At 38.1% G+C, this 18,733-nt stretch carries 19 protein-coding genes and 1 other annotated feature; of the genes, 4 read left to right on the top strand and 15 right to left on the bottom strand.

Translation table 11 applies throughout. From position 1 onward, the window contains the following. Positions 1-6: 6 nt before the first annotated feature. The 10 genes from hisG to ilvE all read right to left on the bottom strand — a co-directional run bounded on the left by hisG (position 7) and on the right by ilvE (position 11,585). Positions 7-642 (bottom strand): ATP phosphoribosyltransferase, encoded by a 636-nt coding sequence (gene hisG, locus QRE67_RS06860; protein WP_286124154.1) that lies wholly within the window; start codon positions 640-642, stop codon positions 7-9. Next, complete coding sequence (gene hisZ / locus QRE67_RS06855) at positions 618-1,880, bottom strand: ATP phosphoribosyltransferase regulatory subunit (protein WP_286124153.1); 1,263 nt, start codon at positions 1,878-1,880, stop codon at positions 618-620. The genes hisG and hisZ overlap by 25 nt, the downstream gene beginning before the upstream one ends. Before the next feature lie 356 nt (positions 1,881-2,236). Continuing rightward, the gene (gene leuD, locus QRE67_RS06850) at positions 2,237-2,815 is read right to left on the bottom strand and encodes a 3-isopropylmalate dehydratase small subunit (protein WP_286124152.1); all 579 of its coding nucleotides are present in this window, start codon (positions 2,813-2,815) and stop codon (positions 2,237-2,239) included. Then, positions 2,793-4,187: a 3-isopropylmalate dehydratase large subunit gene (gene leuC / locus QRE67_RS06845; protein ID WP_286124151.1), complete on the bottom strand. Its 1,395-nt coding sequence runs from the start codon at positions 4,185-4,187 to the stop codon at positions 2,793-2,795. Before leuC ends, leuD begins: the two co-directional genes overlap by 23 nt. After that, positions 4,187-5,251, bottom strand: a complete 1,065-nt coding sequence (leuB, locus tag QRE67_RS06840; RefSeq protein ID WP_286124150.1) for a 3-isopropylmalate dehydrogenase — start codon at positions 5,249-5,251, stop codon at positions 4,187-4,189. The genes leuC and leuB overlap by 1 nt, the downstream gene beginning before the upstream one ends. A gap of 294 nt (positions 5,252-5,545) precedes the next feature. Then, complete coding sequence (locus tag QRE67_RS06835; RefSeq protein WP_286124149.1) at positions 5,546-7,066, bottom strand: 2-isopropylmalate synthase; 1,521 nt, start codon at positions 7,064-7,066, stop codon at positions 5,546-5,548. A 1-nt stretch (position 7,067) separates the two neighbouring features. Next, on the bottom strand, positions 7,068-8,078 hold the full coding sequence (gene ilvC, locus QRE67_RS06830; protein ID WP_286124148.1) for a ketol-acid reductoisomerase: 1,011 nt from the start codon (positions 8,076-8,078) through the stop codon (positions 7,068-7,070). A gap of 27 nt (positions 8,079-8,105) precedes the next feature. Beyond that, positions 8,106-8,618, bottom strand: coding sequence for an acetolactate synthase small subunit (gene ilvN, locus QRE67_RS06825; protein WP_286124147.1), 513 nt, complete (start codon positions 8,616-8,618; stop codon positions 8,106-8,108). After that, complete coding sequence (gene ilvB / locus QRE67_RS06820) at positions 8,615-10,312, bottom strand: acetolactate synthase large subunit (RefSeq protein ID WP_286124146.1); 1,698 nt, start codon at positions 10,310-10,312, stop codon at positions 8,615-8,617. Before ilvB ends, ilvN begins: the two co-directional genes overlap by 4 nt. A 71-nt stretch (positions 10,313-10,383) precedes the next feature. Further along, positions 10,384-10,612: a binding site (T-box leader), on the bottom strand. Between the two features lie 76 nt (positions 10,613-10,688). Beyond that, a complete protein-coding gene (gene ilvE, locus QRE67_RS06815; protein ID WP_286124145.1) occupies positions 10,689-11,585 on the bottom strand; it encodes a branched-chain-amino-acid transaminase in 897 nt (298 codons plus the stop codon). A 416-nt stretch (positions 11,586-12,001) separates the two neighbouring features. Between ilvE and QRE67_RS06810 the strand changes: the two genes are divergently transcribed. After that, on the top strand, positions 12,002-12,247 hold the full coding sequence (locus tag QRE67_RS06810) for a DUF3911 family protein (RefSeq protein ID WP_286124144.1): 246 nt from the start codon (positions 12,002-12,004) through the stop codon (positions 12,245-12,247). Between the two features lie 89 nt (positions 12,248-12,336). Then, positions 12,337-12,576 carry a YkuS family protein gene (locus tag QRE67_RS06805; protein ID WP_286124143.1) on the top strand — a complete coding sequence of 80 codons (240 nt, stop codon included), beginning with the start codon at positions 12,337-12,339 and terminating at the stop codon, positions 12,574-12,576. A gap of 385 nt (positions 12,577-12,961) precedes the next feature. Here the strand turns inward: QRE67_RS06805 and QRE67_RS06800 are convergent, their stop codons facing one another. Together QRE67_RS06800 and ytfJ are read right to left on the bottom strand one after the other, a co-directional pair. Beyond that, the gene (locus QRE67_RS06800; protein ID WP_286124142.1) at positions 12,962-13,051 is read right to left on the bottom strand and encodes a phosphoribosyl-ATP pyrophosphatase; all 90 of its coding nucleotides are present in this window, start codon (positions 13,049-13,051) and stop codon (positions 12,962-12,964) included. Positions 13,052-13,167: 116 nt separating this feature from the next. Continuing rightward, positions 13,168-13,569, bottom strand: coding sequence for a GerW family sporulation protein (ytfJ, locus tag QRE67_RS06795; protein WP_353507055.1), 402 nt, complete (start codon positions 13,567-13,569; stop codon positions 13,168-13,170). 364 nt (positions 13,570-13,933) lie between these two features. Here ytfJ and QRE67_RS06790 point away from each other — a divergent pair, with 364 nt between their 5' ends. Continuing rightward, positions 13,934-14,275 carry an imidazole glycerol phosphate synthase gene (locus QRE67_RS06790; protein WP_286124141.1) on the top strand — a complete coding sequence of 114 codons (342 nt, stop codon included), beginning with the start codon at positions 13,934-13,936 and terminating at the stop codon, positions 14,273-14,275. A gap of 162 nt (positions 14,276-14,437) precedes the next feature. Here the strand turns inward: QRE67_RS06790 and QRE67_RS06785 are convergent, their stop codons facing one another. The 3 genes from QRE67_RS06785 to QRE67_RS06775 all read right to left on the bottom strand — a co-directional run bounded on the left by QRE67_RS06785 (position 14,438) and on the right by QRE67_RS06775 (position 17,750). Next, positions 14,438-15,781 (bottom strand): TrkH family potassium uptake protein, encoded by a 1,344-nt coding sequence (locus QRE67_RS06785; RefSeq protein WP_286124140.1) that lies wholly within the window; start codon positions 15,779-15,781, stop codon positions 14,438-14,440. An 848-nt stretch (positions 15,782-16,629) separates the two neighbouring features. Further along, complete coding sequence (locus QRE67_RS06780) at positions 16,630-16,785, bottom strand: imidazoleglycerol-phosphate dehydratase (protein ID WP_286124139.1); 156 nt, start codon at positions 16,783-16,785, stop codon at positions 16,630-16,632. 545 nt (positions 16,786-17,330) lie between these two features. Then, entirely contained in the window at positions 17,331-17,750 is a 420-nt protein-coding gene (locus QRE67_RS06775) for a MarR family winged helix-turn-helix transcriptional regulator (protein WP_286124138.1), read from the bottom strand. Between the two features lie 408 nt (positions 17,751-18,158). Between QRE67_RS06775 and QRE67_RS06770 the strand changes: the two genes are divergently transcribed. Continuing rightward, positions 18,159-18,713, top strand: coding sequence for a thioredoxin family protein (locus QRE67_RS06770; RefSeq protein WP_286124137.1), 555 nt, complete (start codon positions 18,159-18,161; stop codon positions 18,711-18,713). Positions 18,714-18,733 lie beyond the last annotated feature (20 nt).

Below are 18,733 nucleotides of genomic sequence, written 5' to 3'. Positions count from 1 at the left end.
CCCCCTTTATTTACCCGAAGCGATTGCACGCTCCATCTTATTTATAATATTGAATATTTCGTCTTTTTTTGTTTTTAAGGCAGCTTTATTGACGATCATTCGCGCAGATATCGTATACATTTCTTCAAATACACGTAATCCATTTTCTTTTAATGTTGTGCCCGTCTCTACAATATCAACAATTGCATCTGCTAATCCGAGAAGCGGAGCAATCTCGACAGAACCTTCTATTTTAATAATCTCTACATCTTCTCCCTTATCACGAAAATACGTGGAAGTAATATGTGGATATTTTGTAGCAATTCTCTTTTTTCGATAACTTTTCGGGTTATATGTCGGAATAGAAGCAACACAAAACTTACAACAACCTACTTCTAAATCAACCATTTCATATATATCTTTCTCGTATTCAAGTAAAATATCTTTCCCAACAATTCCAATATCAGCAATACCATGTTCTACATAAGTTGCAACATCAACTGCTTTAACAAGAATGAATGAAATATTAGCATTTGTACTTTGAAAAACAAGCCTCCTTCCTTTATCCTTTAGCTCTGAACAATCAATTCCAATCTTTTCAAAGAGTGGAATAACATGCTTCTCTAACCTTCCTTTCGTTAACGCAATTTGAATGTTACGCATGAAGTTTCCCCTTCTTTCCGCTTAATCCATTTTTCGTCCCACACGTACTCTACTAACGTTTCCCGAGATGCTTCAACCACTGCCCTAATCTCATTTTCCCTCGCAAACTGAAATGTATCTTGCAATGTTTCAAACATAGATAATTCTACTTTCCGGCCATCTTTCCGAAGCAAACCACATAATCTTTCTGCTTCCGCAACCATATGGAGTGAATAATGGATAAGTATATCTAATTTCTTTCTATCGCCAGCCGCTTGATGTTCTTGCAGCGTACGTACAATTTGATTTACTTGTACAGCTAACCCAACCGCCGGCATTGCCTCTCCAAAATTTCCAATTAACTCATCATATCTGCCACCACTGACAATTTCTCCTCCAACATCACGTATATATCCCCTAAAAATAACTCCCGTATAATAATGAAGATGTTGAATCATCCCAAAATCAATCGAAATATAGGAACCATAGCCCAATCTTTTAATTGTTTCATAGATTTCTTTTACCCTTGCAATTGCTTTTTTCATTTCATTGTTTGAAGCAAGTTTTTCAGCTTCCTCAATGACTTCTAACTTTCCAAATAACCGCGGCAATCGTTCGAGTAACTGTACCGTCCTATCATTTCGATCTAATTTCTTCTCTTTTAAAAAATGAGATAACGCAGCATCATTTTTACTTTCAATATACGTGCGCAACGTTGACTCATCATCTTCTTCAAGTGCTAGCTTTTTAACGATGCATTTATACAATTGAACTTGCCCCAGTTCAATTGTAAAGGACTGAATTCCTACTCCTTGAAGTGCTTGTATCGCACTTACGATGCATTCAATTTCAGCACGTATATTATCAATACCGATAATCTCAATACCTGTTTGAATGATTTCATTATATTTTCCAGATAACGATTCATTTGCCCGAAATACATTCCCGCTGTATGTTAATTTCACAGGCGCTCTCCCGCCATGTGTTCCTATCACCCTTGCAAGCGGAATTGTCATATCAGGTCTTAACACGATAATACGTCCTTGCTGGTCAAAGAACTTATACATTTTCTCTTCATCTATCGGCCGATTACGAAAAGAAAAGACATCATAAAACTCAATCGTCGGTGTTCGTATTTCTTCATAGCCTCTTTCTAAAAACGTTCGTCGTAACTTTTGTTCAACCTCTTCTATTAACGTACATTCTTCAAATACATAATCCCTTGTTCCATTTGGATTTGCTCGTTTCCACTTCGTCACGCAGTTTCACTCTCCTTTCAACTTCAATCATTCAAACTCTTCCTTTCTAATGTATGCCCTTGATCGCAATCACGAACAAAATAAAAAGAGCCTTGTAGAAAAAATACCTACAAGGCTCTTAGTAAGAGTGTAGGTACAACGGGAATAACCCTTGTACCTACACGTTGTTCACGCTAGGTTCAAGGGCTATGTATGATGATGTAGTTGTGTAAGTAAAGTGACTGATTGCGATGTAAACATTGCCATTACTCCCTTTCTCCTCTTGTTTTCACATAGTATATACCATTAAATTCAGAATGTAAACAAAATTAAAATTATTGTTTTTGTTTTTTAAAATCACAGCTCGCCAAATTTGTTTAGCGAGCTATTTCCAGTTCATACTCTTGAATTTTTTGTTCATATTGAAGGGTAATTCCGATTTCATCTAAGCCACTCAATAGTTTATCTTTCCACATTTTTTCAATCGTAAAATGAAAGCGATCCGCCTCGGTTATTATTACTTCATTTTCCAAATCTACTTCTATGATTTCTCTTGGACCTACCGCAGCTAACTTCTCACGTATTTCTTTTTCCATTACGATAGGAAGCATCGCATTTTTCGTACAATTCATATAAAAAATGTCAGCAAAGCTACCAGCAATAATAGCGCGAAATCCATAATCAGCAAGAGCCCACGGGGCATGCTCTCTCGAAGAACCACAACCAAAATTCTCACCTGTAACCAAAATACTTGCGCCTTTTCGTTCCGGCGCATTGAGCGAGAAATCTGGATTTTCTTGACGATCGTTCTGATAGCGCCATTCATCAAATAAAAACTGTCCAAAACCAGTTCGTTCAATCCGCTTTAAATATTGTTTTGGAATAATTTGATCTGTATCAATATTATCGTTCATTAATGCAGCAACAGTACCCTTATGAATACGAAATGGCTCCATCATAACTCTCCTTTCTGACATCAACAAAATGACCATACAGTGCAGCAGCTGCTGCCATAGCTGGACTCACAAGATGAGTTCTCGCACCCTTCCCTTGTCTCCCTTCAAAATTACGATTGGAAGTGGATGCACAATGTTCTCCTTCTGGTACTTGATCTGGATTCATTCCAAGACACATGGAACACCCTGGCTCTCTCCATTCAAAGCCGGCTTCTTCAAAAATATAGTGCAGCCCTTTTTTCATCGCTGCTTCTCTCACTCGTTTTGATCCTGGTACAACGAGTGCCCGCACACCTTCTTTTACCTTTTTCCCTTTTACAACAGCTGCTGCAATTTCCAAATCTGATAAACGAGAATTTGTACATGAACCGATAAATACATGCTGAACTGGAATTTCAAATGCACTTTGTCCTGGCTGAAGCCCCATATAGGTAAGAGCTCGTTCATCATTTTGATTACGTATGACCGGTAAGCGTTCATCAATGCGCATTCCCATACTAGGATTTGTTCCCCACGTTACATAAGGTGCTAACGTGGCAACATCTATGGAATAAACAGTATCGTATATTGCATCCTGATCTGTATAAAGTTCACTCCATTTCGCTACTGCCAGATCAAAATCTTTCGGTGCATATTGACGCCCTTTTACATAAGCGAACGTCTTCTCGTCTGGTGCGATAATTCCAGCTTTTGCTCCGCCTTCAATCGCCATATTACAGAGTGTCATACGCTCTTCCATTTCCATTTCTATAATTGTTTCTCCATAAAACTCCATCACATATCCTGTTCCCATTGCTACCCCATGTGTAGCTAGCAAATGTAAAATAATATCTTTTGCATATACACCTTTTGGTAATTTCCCTTTCAATTCGATGCCCATCGCTTTTGGTTTTCGCTGCCATAGTGTTTGGGTCGCTAACACATGCTCAACCTCACTCGTTCCAATTCCAAATGCAAGTGCTCCAAACGCTCCATGTGTTGCCGTATGGCTATCACCACATACAATTGTCTTTCCTGGTTGCGTAAGTCCAAGCTCTGGACCAATTACATGCACAATTCCTTGTGATTCATCACCTATATCTGCTAATGGGACTTCGAATTGCTTACAATTTGCACGAAGCGTGTCTAACTGCTGTTTTGCGATACGATCTGTAATATTCCAAACATCCTTTGTTGGAATATTATGATCCATCGTTGCAAACGTTAAGTCAGGTCTTCGTACATTTCGATTGGCAAGCCGCAAGCCTTCAAAGGCTTGCGGTGATGTAACTTCATGTACGAGATGAAGATCGATATACAGCAAGTCTAATCCATTCTCGTTTGTTGCAACAACATGTCGTTCCCACAGTTTATCTAGTAACCTTTTCTTCATTATCTCCCTCTCCCTACCAACGCCTGCTCTTCCATTTCTTGCAAGACACATTTTGTAAACGAAGATGTCGTTTCATTCCCACCTATATCTGGTGTACATTTTCCGGAGCGAAGAACCGCAGAAATTGCTTCTTCAATCGCTTCTCCTTCTTTTCTTAATTCAAATGACTGCCCAAGCATCATCGCAACCGAGCGCATCATCGCAATTGGGTTCACTTTATTTTTCCCCGCAATATCTGGTGCCGATCCATGAATAGGTTCATACAATGAAGGACCGTTCTCTGCATGACTCGCTGATGGCAACATACCTAACGAACCTGCTAGCACAGATGCTTCATCACTTAAAATATCACCAAATAAATTTTCCGTCACAATGACATCAAATCGGCCTGGATTGCGAATCAATTCCATTGCTGCTGCATCTACTAAAAGATGTTCAAGTTCAACAGTTGGATAGCGCAGTGCTATTTCTTCTGTTACTTCTCTCCAAAGTTTACTTGACTCTAAAACATTTGCTTTATCGATAGAAGTAACTTTTTTACAACGCTTACTTGCCAATTGAAATGCGTAAGAAACGATTCGTTCAATTTCATGGCGATGATAGGTGAGTGTATCTGTCGCTACCTCTTCTGTTCTTTCTTTTGGGAAAGAGAAATAAATACCTCCTGTTAATTCACGAACGACAACAAAATCTAATGCGTCAGCTACTTTTAGCGGTGATAAATGCGAAGTCGCTGCTTCTACAGTAACAGGACGAACATTTGCAAATACTCCGAGTCCTTTCCGAAGTGCAAGTAATCCTTTTTCAGGCCGCTCCTTCGCACCGTCCCAGCGCGGTCCACCAACTGAACCAAGCAATACGGCGTCACTTGCTAAACATGCTGTTAATGTTCTTGGTGGCAACGGTTGCCCGAAAGAATCAATAGCAGCCCCACCAAAATGTTCATCTTGTAGATAAAAACGATGACCATACAACCTTTCTACCATTTGTAATACTTGCTTGGCACTATCCATAACCTCTGGTCCAACACCATCACCTGCTAAACAAACGATACGTTTCTCCATTCATCAACACCCCTTTATCTTTTTATCAAGCTCTAACTAGCAGTAAAATCTCTAATTGAAAAAGTTAAGTGGGGAACTACATAAATACAAATTAAAAAACCGACATAAAACCCTTCTTTTTAGGTGGGAGAGAGCATCCGGCCATGCATAGAAGCGGTCAGATCCTTTTCCTGCCCCATGCTAAGTGAAAACAAAGAGAGAAAATGAGTGCAGGTCACCTTTTGTTATCCATAGCCGCGGCTATATGTCGAAAAATCAAAATGGATTTATATACATCCCCCACTTATAGAAGCTTCACTTTGTAAGTGACAGCAACGCTTTTAACTTTCCCGCTGCATGCACATAGGCCCTTGCTGATGCTTCCAGTACATCTTGCGCAACCCCAAATCCTGAAACTTGATGCCTTCCTTCTTTTAATTCGACATGAACATGTGCAAGTGCGTCTTGGCCTTGCGTAATCGATTGAATACGATAATCTGCTAGTTCACACTCCAATCCTAGAATTCTTTGAATCGCGTTGTAAATCGATTCGATACTACCGGCACCTGTTGCTGCATCCTCGTATACATTTCCTTCTGCATCTTCCAGTGCAACCGTTGCACATTGTGTACTATTTGATACAAAGTGTACTTGCAGCTGTTTAATGCTGTACTGTTGTGTTGAAAATGCTGTTTCTCCTAATACGAGCGCTCGTAAATCTTCTTCTGTAATCTCTTTTTTTCGATCTGCTAATCTCTTAAATGCTCCAAATGCTATGTCTCGCTCTTCTTCTGTAATCTCATAACCAAGTTCTTTCATTTTTTCAGTGAAGGCATGACGTCCCGAATGCTTTCCAAGTACAAATAAATTTTGCGCTTCACCAACAAGTTCTGGTTCAATAATTTCATATGTCGTTACTTCTTTTAATACACCATCTTGATGAATGCCCGATTCATGCGCAAATGCATTCGCACCAACAATGGCCTTATTTTTCGGAACAATCATGCCTGTTAATCGGCTAACAAGGATGCTCGTTGCTTTTATTTCTTTTAATGTTAAAGAAGACTGTGCTCCATAATAGTCCTTTCGAATATGAAGAGCGACTGCTACTTCTTCTAAAGCAGCATTACCAGCACGTTCACCAATTCCGTTAATCGTTCCTTCTACTTGCAGTGCTCCTCCTTCAATCGCTGCTAATGAATTTGCCACAGCCATACCGAGATCATCGTGACAATGACAAGAAAAAATTGCTTTTTCATAGGAGGGAACGTATTCTTTTAAGTATTTAAAAAGAGAATAATATTCTTCTGGGTTTGTATAACCTACTGTATCTGGAATGTTAACAACATCTGCACCGGCCCGAATCGCAACTTCCACCGCTTCTGCTAAAAAGGAATAAGTTGACCTTGTTGCATCTTCTGCTGAAAACTGTACAGTGGGAAACAAAGATTTACCTAAGGTTACAGAGCGATGAATACTATCTAGTACATCTTCCTTTGACATACATAGCTTATATTTCATATGAATATCGCTCGTTGCCAAAAACACGTGTAACCGAGGTGATACCGCTCCTTTTACCGCTTCATACGCCCTGCGAATATCGCTTTCCTTGGCCCTTGCTAAACTCATAATAGATGCATTTTGAATCGTTTCAGCAATGCGTTTCACTGAATGAAAATCACCTTCAGAAGCGGACGCAAATCCCGCTTCCATCACATCAATCCCGAGCTTCTCTAATTGCCTAGCAATCTGCAACTTTTCCTGTTCATTCAAATTGACTCCCGGTGATTGCTCGCCATCACGAAGCGTCGTATCCATGAACAAAACCTGTTTCATATTATTTAACCTCCACTTTCACTTTCGGTTGTACAAACGGCATCATCTCACGTAATTTACGTCCTACAACTTCAATTTGATGTTCATTTTCTTGTACATTCGTTGCGTGGAAATGTGGTCTTCCTGCTTTATGTTCTGCAATCCATCCTCTTGCAAATGTACCATCTTGAATTTCTGTTAATACTTCACCCATCGCTTGCTTCGTATGCTCTGTTACGACACGTGGTCCCGATACAAAATCACCCCACTGTGCTGTATCAGAAACGGAATATCTCATATTTTCAAGTCCACCTTCATACATCAGATCGACAATTAGCTTTAGTTCGTGTAAACATTCAAAATATGCAAGTTCTGGCTGATAACCAGCATCTACTAACGTTTCAAATCCTGCTTTTACAAGTGCAGTCACACCGCCGCATAGTACGGCCTGCTCTCCAAATAGATCCGTTTCCGTTTCTTCTTTAAATGTAGTTTGTAATACGCCTGCGCGTGTTGCTCCAATTCCATCGGCGTACGATAATGCTTTTTCAGTTGCTGTTCCTGTTGCATCTTGATAGATCGCAAACAACGCTGGTACAGCTGCGCCTTCTACAAACGTACGACGTACAAGGTGACCCGGTCCCTTTGGTGCTACTAGAAATACATCTACATCTTCTGGTGGTGTAATTTGATCAAAATGAACGTTAAATCCATGTGCAAATACTAGTGAATTTCCTGCTTGTAAATTCGGTGCAATTTCTGCATCATATACTTCCGGTTGTAGTTCATCTGGAAGAAGCACCATCACTACATCAGCAGATTTTGCTGCTTCAGCTACGGAATATACAGAGAAACCATCCTCTTTCGCTTTTTCCCATGACTTGCCCGGGCGTAGTCCAACTACCACATCAAAACTGTTATCACGTAAATTTTGCGCATGCGCATGACCTTGTGATCCATATCCAATAACTGCTACTTTCTTTCCTTTTAATACATTTACAGTTACATCTTTCTCATAATAAACTTTTGCCATTTTCTTTCTCCCCCTATATTTAAATGATTAATGAATTAACATGATTTGCTTATCTTGTTTTTTCATGCTGCGCGTAAATGCTGTAACACCTGTTCTTGCGATTTCTTTTAAGCCATATGGGCGCAGTAGCTCAATAAGCGCTTCTACTTTTTCTTGCGTCCCCGTTACTTGTACGACGATGGAATCCTTCCCAACATCTATTACAGCGGCTCGGAACGGTTCAATTAAACTGTACAATTCTGACCTGGATACACTTGTCGTTGCTACTTTAATAAGAGCGAGCTCTCTTGCAATTAAGGCTTCTTCTGTAATATCAGACACTTTTAACACATCAATTTGTTTATGAAGCTGTTTGATAAGTTGCTCCACTTGTTGTTCGTTTTCTACATGAACAACAAATGTCATCCGTGAAATATCCGATGATTCCGTATGCCCAACAGAAATACTTTCAATATTAAAGTGCCTTCGTGTCATGACACCTGTAATTCGATTCAGTACCCCGCTCTGATTTCGTACGGTTGCCGTAACAATCCGTTTCATATCTCCACCCCCTCCATTTGGTGAACTCCTTTTCCAGGAGCAACCATTGGCATAACTTTTTCGGACTGAAGTACCCGACAATCAATTAAAACTGGTCCTGGCAAAGCAATCGCTTCTTGTAACTGTTGTTTTGCCAGTAATGCATTTTCAATTCGCACTCCTTTTATGCCATATGCATGAGCAAGTGCCACAAAGTCTGGTTGACAAAAAAGCAAGGAGTGGGAATAGCGTTGATTATAAAATTCATCTTGCCACTGTCTCACCATGCCTAACGCTTCATTATTTAAAATCAAAACTTTAACTGGGAGAGAATGCTCTTTCAATACGCTTAGCTCTTGTAATGTCATTTGAAACCCTGCATCACCAACAATCGCTACAACTAGCTCTTCTGGCTTTGCAATTTGTGCACCAATAGCAGCCGGAAATCCAAATCCCATTGTTCCGAGTCCTCCTGAAGTTACCCACTTATCAGGATCCTTAAGTGGATAATATTGAGCAGCCCACATTTGATGCTGACCAACATCTGTCGTTACAATTGCTTTTCCCTTCGTAATTTCGTATAACATATCAATTGCCGCTTGTGGTTTAATTTTTTCAGAATCTTCACGATAAGAAAACGGATATTTTTCTTTTCTACTCTTTAACAGTGATAACCACTCTCCATGATTTTCCTTTCGTCCCTTGCACACAAGCAGTGCTTCTAGTGCCTGTTTCGCACTGGCTACAATCGGAATTTCTGTATACACATTTTTTCCAATCTCCGCTGGATCAATATCGATATGTGCGACTGTAGCTCCTTTTGCAAAGTACTCTAAATTCCCTGTCAGACGATCATCAAATCTTGCGCCGATATTAATGAGTAAATCACACTCATACAATGCCATATTCGCTGTATACGACCCATGCATTCCGCCCATTCCTAGAAACAATTCATCAGCTGGTGGAAATCCGCCTAATCCAAGAAGCGTATGAACGACTGGTATACGATACATGCGAGCAAAAGCAGTTAATTCCTTTGCAGCTTTCGCATGCAAAACACCAGCTCCCGCTAAAATCAACGGCTTTTCTGCAACTTCAATCGCTTGTAATAATTTGTTAATTTGGAGTGGATTAGGCTCATAATTCGGCTGGTAACCTGGTAAATCCATTTGTACGTCACTACATCGCTCACCTTTTTCTACTACTATGTTTTTCGGAAGATCGATAACGACCGGTCCTGGTCTACCCGTTTTTGCAATATGGAATGCTTCTTTAATAATCCGCGGCAGATCAGAAGCATTACGCACTTGATAATTATGTTTTGTCACCGGCATCGTAAGACCCATAATATCTGCTTCTTGAAAAGCATCAGTTCCAATCAAGTTTGTTGCCACTTGACCAGTAAACACAACGAGTGGTAGTGAATCAATCATGGCATCTGCAAGACCAGTAATAACATTTGTGGCACCAGGTCCACTTGTCGCAATGACAACACCCGGTTTACCTGTAATTCGTGCATATCCCTCTGCCGCATGAATAGCACCCTGCTCATGCCTTGTTAAAATATGAGGAATTTCACAATCATAAATCGCATCATATAGCGGCAGGACAGCACCTCCCGGGTAACCAAAAATAACCTCTACGTCTTCCTTTCCTAGCGCTTCTAACAACAGCTGTGCACCGGTTGCCATTTTTTCTTCCGTTTTTGAAGACATCGCTCTTATGAACCTCCTTTAAAATTGTTTATACACTAAAAAAATCTTACGCCCACACTCCAGCTATGTGCTGAAGGGACGAAAGATTTCGCGGTACCACCCTTCTTTGCAAGAACATTTCTTGCCTCAGAGACTCTTTATTGAGCCTAGCTAATAACGGAGCTACCGTCCAAGCCTAGACAAATGCTTCGGCTTGGCACTCAAGGGCGATGTTCGTCAACGTGAACCATCGGTTTCCAGCAACCACCGACTCTCTGTGAGGCTTCACAATCAACTACTCCTCCCTATCAACGCTTTACAATTTCATAACGAACTGACATATCCAGTCCTCTTTTTGAACCTTCGTAACAAATCACAAATGTCATTTACTCTTCTATCATCCAACTTTATTCTCTTCGTAAATTTTCTCGCCATCTTCCACAACTAATTTACGAAACTCTTCTAATAAACGGTTTGTATGTTGCCCAGGGTTTCCAGAACCAATAATTCTTCCATCAACTGTCGTAACAGCGATAACCTCAGCAGCCGTTCCTGTTAAAAATACTTCATCAGCTACGTATACATCGTGACGTGTAAATAATTCTTCTCTTACGTCATATCCGAGTTTTTCTCCAATTTCCAAAATCGCATTTCTGGTGATTCCTTCTAATGCTCCTGCAGAACTTGGCGGTGTAACTAATTTATTTCCTTTTACAATGAACACATTATCGCCAGATCCTTCCGCAACATAACCTTGTTCATTTAACATAAGTGCTTCTTGCACACCCGCAAGCTTCGCTTCAATTCGAACTAAAATATTATTTAAATAGTTTAAAGATTTCACTTGTGGTGTTAATACATCTGGACGATTGCGACGTGTTGCAACTGTCACAACCGGAATTCCTTTTTCGTAATATTCTGACGGGAATAATGCTAATTGTTCCGCAATTACAACCACATTTGGATTCGAACAAGAATCGGGATCTAAACCGAGGTTTCCAGCACCTCTTGATACTACTAAACGGATATAACCGTTAGAAAGCTTATTTTGGCGAATGGTTTCAACAACAATACCGGTCACTTCTTCTAACGTATATGGAATTTCTAACATAATGGATTTTGCTGACTCGAATAAACGAATGAGATGTTCCTTTAACCGAAAGACATTGCCACTATAGACACGAATCCCTTCAAACACCCCATCACCATATAAATAACCATGATCATAAACAGAAACTTTTGCTTCGTCTTTTGGAACAAATTCTCCATTTAAGAAAATCCATTGCTCGTTCACTTGAAAGCGCCCCCTATATTCTGTGAGTTTTTATTGTTTCCTAGTTTACTCTCCTTTTTAAATAAATCAAGTTAATTTTTTTGAAAATTTACAATTTTTAAATTTATGTACTTGCTTGTTTATATTGATATACCAACATTGTTAACGGTTACAAAATAAAGAAAAATATTTTTCGATTTTTTTCGTTTAAAAAAACATTTGTTTAGGAAGAAGGATTTTTAGAAAATGCTGCGAATCTATTGTATTCAATAAACGGACGTCTTATTTCGTGTATTTGCGAATAAAAGCGAATTTTGAATGAAAAGGAGTGAAAATAGGAAAAAGAATATTGTATAAAAATAATAATCATATTTTTCACGTTACTTTCATAATCCTATTTTCAAAAAGCAATTTATCAAACGAAGGAGGAAAATAATATGGCATGTGTACAAATTAAAGGAACAAGACAAGAAGTGGTGGAGATGTTACAACTATTTGATCTAATGAATACGAAAGGACTTTGTAAATTTAACAATTATGTAGAAGTATATCCAAATGAAGAACCGAAACAAAACAATAGCTTTATCGCATCTATTAATGTGCACTCTAATGACGATTCCGCCCAAGAACACTTAAATAACCAATTCGTAAGTCAAATGTTAACAGGTGTGTATAACGACTAATTTAGTCTCCTCTTTGCCAACTTTTCTACAAGATAAGAATATTTTCCAAAAAAACGGACCATATTACTAGATGGCAGGAGGTGAAGAGTATGGCGAAAATTGGCGTTGAAAATTCGTTAACAGATGTTCAACAAGCATTGCAACAAAAAGGATATGAGATCATCTCATTACAATCCGAAAATGATGCACAAGGATGCGATTGTTGTGTCGTAACTGGGCTAGATTCTAATGTCATGGGGATTCAAAATGCGGAGTTAAAAGGATCTGTCATTGAAGCAAGTGGCTTAACAACTGATGAAATCTGTCAAAGAGTTGAAAGTAGTCTTTAAAAGATGATGCAATTATTTGATGTAACATGTATAAAAAAGAGAAGTCTCCTTATGAAAAAGGAGACTTCTCTTTTTTATATTCACCTAATGGGAAAGTAACATATACTGGATGAAAGCCCTACCTCTCTCTCATCAATACGGTTCCAATGACCGCTCCTTATACACTAGTATGTGTATAAGCTTATAAATACAACTTTTTGGGTCTGTTTACAAAAGTTGTTGGCATAACTGCCCGATCTTTCGCAAATCTTATATACTGTATCCATAAGAAATATTCAATCCATACTAGCTGTAACTGAGACACGAAATATTATATTAACACTAATATGCAAACATGTCAAATGTTTTCCCAAAAATAAAAACAGACATTACGATCGACCTGTTTTTAGAACTGTGCTTTTTTTTTAACTACATACACAACAAATCCGCTCACTAACATGCATAAACCAACAGTAAAATTCTTGATGTTAATCATAACTACCTCTCCCTTATTTCTTAAATCATATATATTTATATTCCAGTTATATTTATCGGTCTCTAAACACACTTTTTCTAATATATCATAATTCCTAAAAAATGCAAGTCCGCTTTTTAATGACCATTTACGAACTTATCGACAGTACTTGGAACTATATTTAAGGCTTTTTCAATCAGATGTGTACCGCTATGTAAATGCAAAACTTGCACTCCTTTTGTTCCTACCACTAAAAACGCAACCGGATTTATCGAAACCCCTCCACCACTTCCACCACCAAATGGATGTCCTTGCCTCACCTCTTTTTGTTGCCCCTGCCCTGTTCCACTTTTTCCTACAGACGCATTTCCTTTAAAGTCGCTTCCTCCTGCACCAAAGCCAAAAGCAACTTTAGAGACTGTTAAAACAACGTTTCCGTCTGCTGTTGAAACAGGACTTCCGACAATTGTATTCACATCAACCATCTCTTTTAAGTTTGTCATTGCCGTTTTCATTAAATTTTCAATTGGATGTTCCATTATACAAACCACCTTTTTCCTCTTAATTCTTTTTTATCCTTTCCAAAATAGAGGAACTCATACCAAGTTTTACAATTCATTTAAAGCTGCTATCTTTTGGCACATTTCAACCTTCAAATCTTGCGGTGTCGTGCCTACTGTTCATTCATGCGGGATAAAGTGAAACTTTGATCTGTGGGGTTTTCTTCATCTTCCACTGATCATTAGCCCTCACCAATCAGGCTTTTACGAGCAGTTTATCCCCCACCTAACTTCTTTGCTTCTTGCAGAAATTTAAGATGAGGGGCATTACTGCACATGCGGGATAAAAAATAAAAATACATACATACTATTAAAGAACCTTGTTACGAAAGGAGAAATCACCTTGACTGATAAATTTGATGAACATCGTAGAAAAGAAGGCGATTATAAAGAAGAGTATGCGGCAGAAGTTGCACCCCAGCGCATCAATTATGATGATAAAGACGAAGTAAAATCAAAAACGGCTGGTTCAACAGCTGGGTTTATCGCTCTTGCTCTCGCGGTATTATCACTCTTCACATTTCCAATACTTTTTGGACTTGTTTCTGTCCTACTTGGTATATATGCTTATAATCGTGGCGCTACCGTTACAGGAAGCATTGCAGCTATTATCGGTGGAATTGCAGCACTTGTTGCTCTCTTATTCCGCGCTGCGATTATCGGATTATTGTTCTCACTTTTTTAAAGAAATAATTAAAGTACGTGTTCAAAAAGAAGGATAAAGAGAGCAGAGCAGTTCGAGGCGCGGAAGCCAGGAGGATACGGAGTGTAGATGGAACTACACAAGTACCGGACTTTTGGAACATCTTCTTAAAGAAAAAAGGTATCTCGCTTTTTGCGAGATACCTTATCCTGTGAAAACATCTTCTGATGGATAACGAATTTTTTCCTTCGCTGGTCGTGCTAGGGAAAATACAAGTGTTAAAGGTCCAATTAATCCACAGAACATAACAAACATAATAATACATTTTCCAATAGCTGATAATTTCGCTGTGATTCCCATTGTTAATCCAACTGTACCGAATGCAGAAATCGTTTCAAACAGCAACTGAATAAAACTAAAGTTATCTGTCAGCATTAATACAAAGACTGCTGCAAAAATAAGAATTTGACTGGCAACCGCAATCGCCAGTGCTCTTGTTACTGTAAACATTTTGATTGAACGATGAAATAAAACAAAGTCTTCTTTCTTTCTAAAAAAGGCAACAACCGATGTAATTAAAATAACAAATGTCGTTAATTTAATTCCTCCACCTGTTGAAACACTTCCTGCCCCAATAAACATTAAAATCATCGTAAACAAGATTGATGATTCTTCCATGCTTCCATAATCAACAGTATTAAATCCAGCCGTCCTTGGTGTAATACCTTGGAAGAACGAAGCCCATAGTTTCTCGCCTATAGATAATGATCCTAACGTTTTTACATTATTATACTCCAATAACAAAATCACAATCATCGCAATTATATTGAGCGCAATAGTTCCAACAATCATAATTTTTGAATGAAGTGATAGTTTCTGAAAACTGCGACTATACCATACATCAATTAACACGGTAAATCCTAAACCACCAGTAACAATTAAAGAACAAATTCCAATGTTAATAATTGGATCCCCTACATAACGTGTTAAATTATCAGGCCAAAGGGCAAATCCCGCATTATTATAAGCTGCTATAACATGAAAGAAACTATAATATAGTCCCTTCCCAAATCCAAATTCCGGAATGAAACGAATGGATAAAAAAACAACTCCAACTAGTTCAATACAAATAGAAAAAATAAAGACACGTTTTACTAATTTTACAAGACCACCGATATTTGTTTGATTGAACGCTTCTCCAATTAATAGACGATGACGCAATCCAATTTTCTTTCCTAATATCCAAACAATTAAAATTGCAATCGTCATTAATCCAAGACCACCTGTTTGAATTAATAGCATAATAACAATTTGACCAAACATTGTAAAAGTGCTTGCAGTATCCACAACACCTAACCCTGTTACAGTGGCCGCTGATGTTGCAGTGAAAAAGGCATCCACCCAACTAATAGACTCTTTTGTCGCAAACGGTAGTTTTAATAACAATCCTCCGACAACAATTAAACAAAAAAAGCCCATTGCTAAAATTTGCGGCGGACTTAATCGTATCAAACGATTTTTAAAGCCTTGTTTTTTTGCTGCTTCCATATCATTAACTCCCTTAATACATCCTTATACTCTCATAACATAGTTGAGCATAATCCTTTTTTTCATAGATTTCAACTTTTATTTTCATATAATGTGAAACTTCTATCAATGGTAGATTTCTTCCTCTTCCGCCGTTAGAAAACTACCAACAATCGTGCTCTAGCGGACAGTTCTCCTTCACTTAACTCCTATATTTCTCTCTGAATTTTGAGGTGAGGGTATTACGGCCCAAGAATATCGGGATAAAACTTTGAAAATCCCCATCCCTTTCACTTCAAGTTCACATTGAATTCACACCTATCTTTTATAGTATAACTATCGAAGCTGTTCCTCCCTAATAATGAGACATTCCCCAGTGTCTCGAACAGCTTTCCATCCCTAATTAAAATTGACATAAATTGTCCCCCTTCCAAGCCACCTTGCATTGACAAGGTGGCTTTTTTTTTTTAATAACATATGTAACAAAGTTTCTTTCTGCGTATGAAATACTTCATAATTTCTTTTATTTACAAAGCTCTGTTTAAACAGCAGTGTTAATAATTCGAGCAAAAAAAGGACCAGGTTTGGTCCTTTTTTATGTCTTATTGAACTAAAGCACCCTATAGTTGAACAAGGCATATTCTAAAATACATAAACTGTATATTTTGATATTAGCAATAATTTTCCTGCCTATTAAACTAACCTCCCCCGTTAGTTTAATAAGCAAATCAACAATAAATGATAACAGAACCATTTACAAAAAAAGAACTAGGCATGAGGACTACGCTAGTAAAGATCACTTCCATACTATAGAAAAATATGATGCAGACAGCTCGGCAGCTTCATAAATCAAAAAAGGAGTGATTGTATCACTCCTTTTTTGATTTACTTCCTTTTTTCGAATTATATTCCTTCCCTTTATTATCATCACCACTCACAAATTCCGAACCAAACTCTTGTTGGAACTGCCCTGTTTTCGGTGATCCTTGATTGCCACTTCCTTGACTACCGTTACGATTTGTCATCTTGCCCCCTCCTTCCATCTTCTATAAGTAGTAGTATTGTCTTTCCTGCTACTTCTTACACTGGTGAATCTCTCACCCATTGGGGTCTTATGGATAGTTTCCCCTCACCTAACTACTTTCATTCTTCGGAACTTCGAGGTAGAAGTATGACCGCCTGTTCTTGCGTAATACATACACACCTTGTTACACACTTCTTTCTTATCCATTAACGAGCTCCTGCTTATATTTCTTTTCATATCATGAGACTCAGCTTCAGCACGCATAAAGTGAAACTTTAATCAGTGGGAGTTTTCTTCATCTCCACTGATTATTAGTTGAACCAATCGGGCTTTTACGGGCAGTTATCCCCACCTATCTTCTTTGTTTCTCTCTAAATCTTGAGGTGGGGGTCTTACTGCCCGTTAATGCGGGATAAAACATAAAAGTCTTCACATTAACGTGAAGACCTTGATTATTTTTCGTCTTTGATCTAGATGCTCCATGAAACACCCCCTCCGTTTTTCTATCTTTCACTTCACAATATGAAATATAAGTACCACTTCTTACTATATTAGCTTTTTATAAATAGACACCATAATTTGCATTTCTTCTTCAGATAGCGTTGAAAATTTTTCTTTTAAGTACTGTTTTTTCGCGACTTCCATCTTCGCAACTAACTCTTTTCCTTGTTCCGTAATTTCCAAATACACAACACGACGATCAGATGTAGAACGTGAACGTGTCACAAAACCTTTTTTAATTAATTTTTCTGTAACAGCTGTAATATGACTATTTGATACATGTAATTGATTTGCTACGCGAGAAACCATCTCTTTTTCATTACGACTTAATATACGAAGTACAAGAAACTCATTCCATGGAATATAGCCTCCAAAAATTTTTCCAATATCATTACGCACCGAGCGAAACATTGCAAAAACATGTGTAGATAAATCCTCCATCAATTGTTCACGATTTTGAGACACCGTTTACATCTCCTTCATTTATTTCATATAGTTAAATAAAAACATTATGAATTATATTACCTTATTTTTCACATTTTGTCACCTATTTTCCTCATACTAATAGGCACTAAGCGTTCAATTTGCTTAGTAGCCCATCATTACGAATTAAAACCTTCCTCTCATGAAAATTCTATTTTAACCACTTAAACATGTATCTTTTATTATTCATTTGGAAATAAATGATAAAGGTTGCTTTTCTAACATGCTGATAATCACTTCAGCCACAAAAAGAGTGCGATTTACCGCACTCTTTTTGCTTTGGTCGTTCATCTATTATTCATACAGTGTATTGAATATATGAAGTAAAGTTACAAGCTTTTTTGCACTAAAATTGATACAATAAAAGCAAATTAGAAAGAGGTGTTCCATATGACATTACAACAATGGGCTGAAAAAGGTTTGTCCTTTGATACATATGTAAATAACATGACTGTTAACCAATATGAACTGTTACATATTTATAATAATTTTTTAATTCCAAACGAATTGCTTCCCGTTTTAGAAGATCGTCAAAATGACGGCTGGCGTGTCATCGCATTAACAGCCGACTGGTGTGGCGATGCTCTTCTTTGCGTTCCTGTTATGAAGCGCATTTGTGAAGTTGCGAATATTGAAATGAGCCTTCTTATCCGTGATGAAAACTTGGAGTTAATGGATCAATACTTAACAAACGAAACAGCACGTGCGATTCCAATCTTTATTTTTATTGACGCAGCTGGAAACGAAAAAGCAGTTTGGGGACCACGCGCTCCAAAAATACAAGAATTAGTTACTTCCATGCGTGCCACATTACCTGGAAAAGACGATCCACAATTTGAAGAAAAGCAAAAAGAAATGTATGCTGGATTCCGTGAAACGTTAGCTTCTGACACCTCAATTTGGGAGCATGTGATGGAAAATATGATTGAAAAGATAGCAAAATAAAAAGACTGCCATTTGGCAGT

Origin of the sequence: Bacillus sp. DX3.1 (assembly GCF_030292155.1) — a bacterium.
GTDB lineage: Bacteria > Bacillota > Bacilli > Bacillales > Bacillaceae_G > Bacillus_A.
Note: the sequence above shows the minus strand (reverse complement) of the source record. Positions and strands in the feature narration are given on the sequence as shown.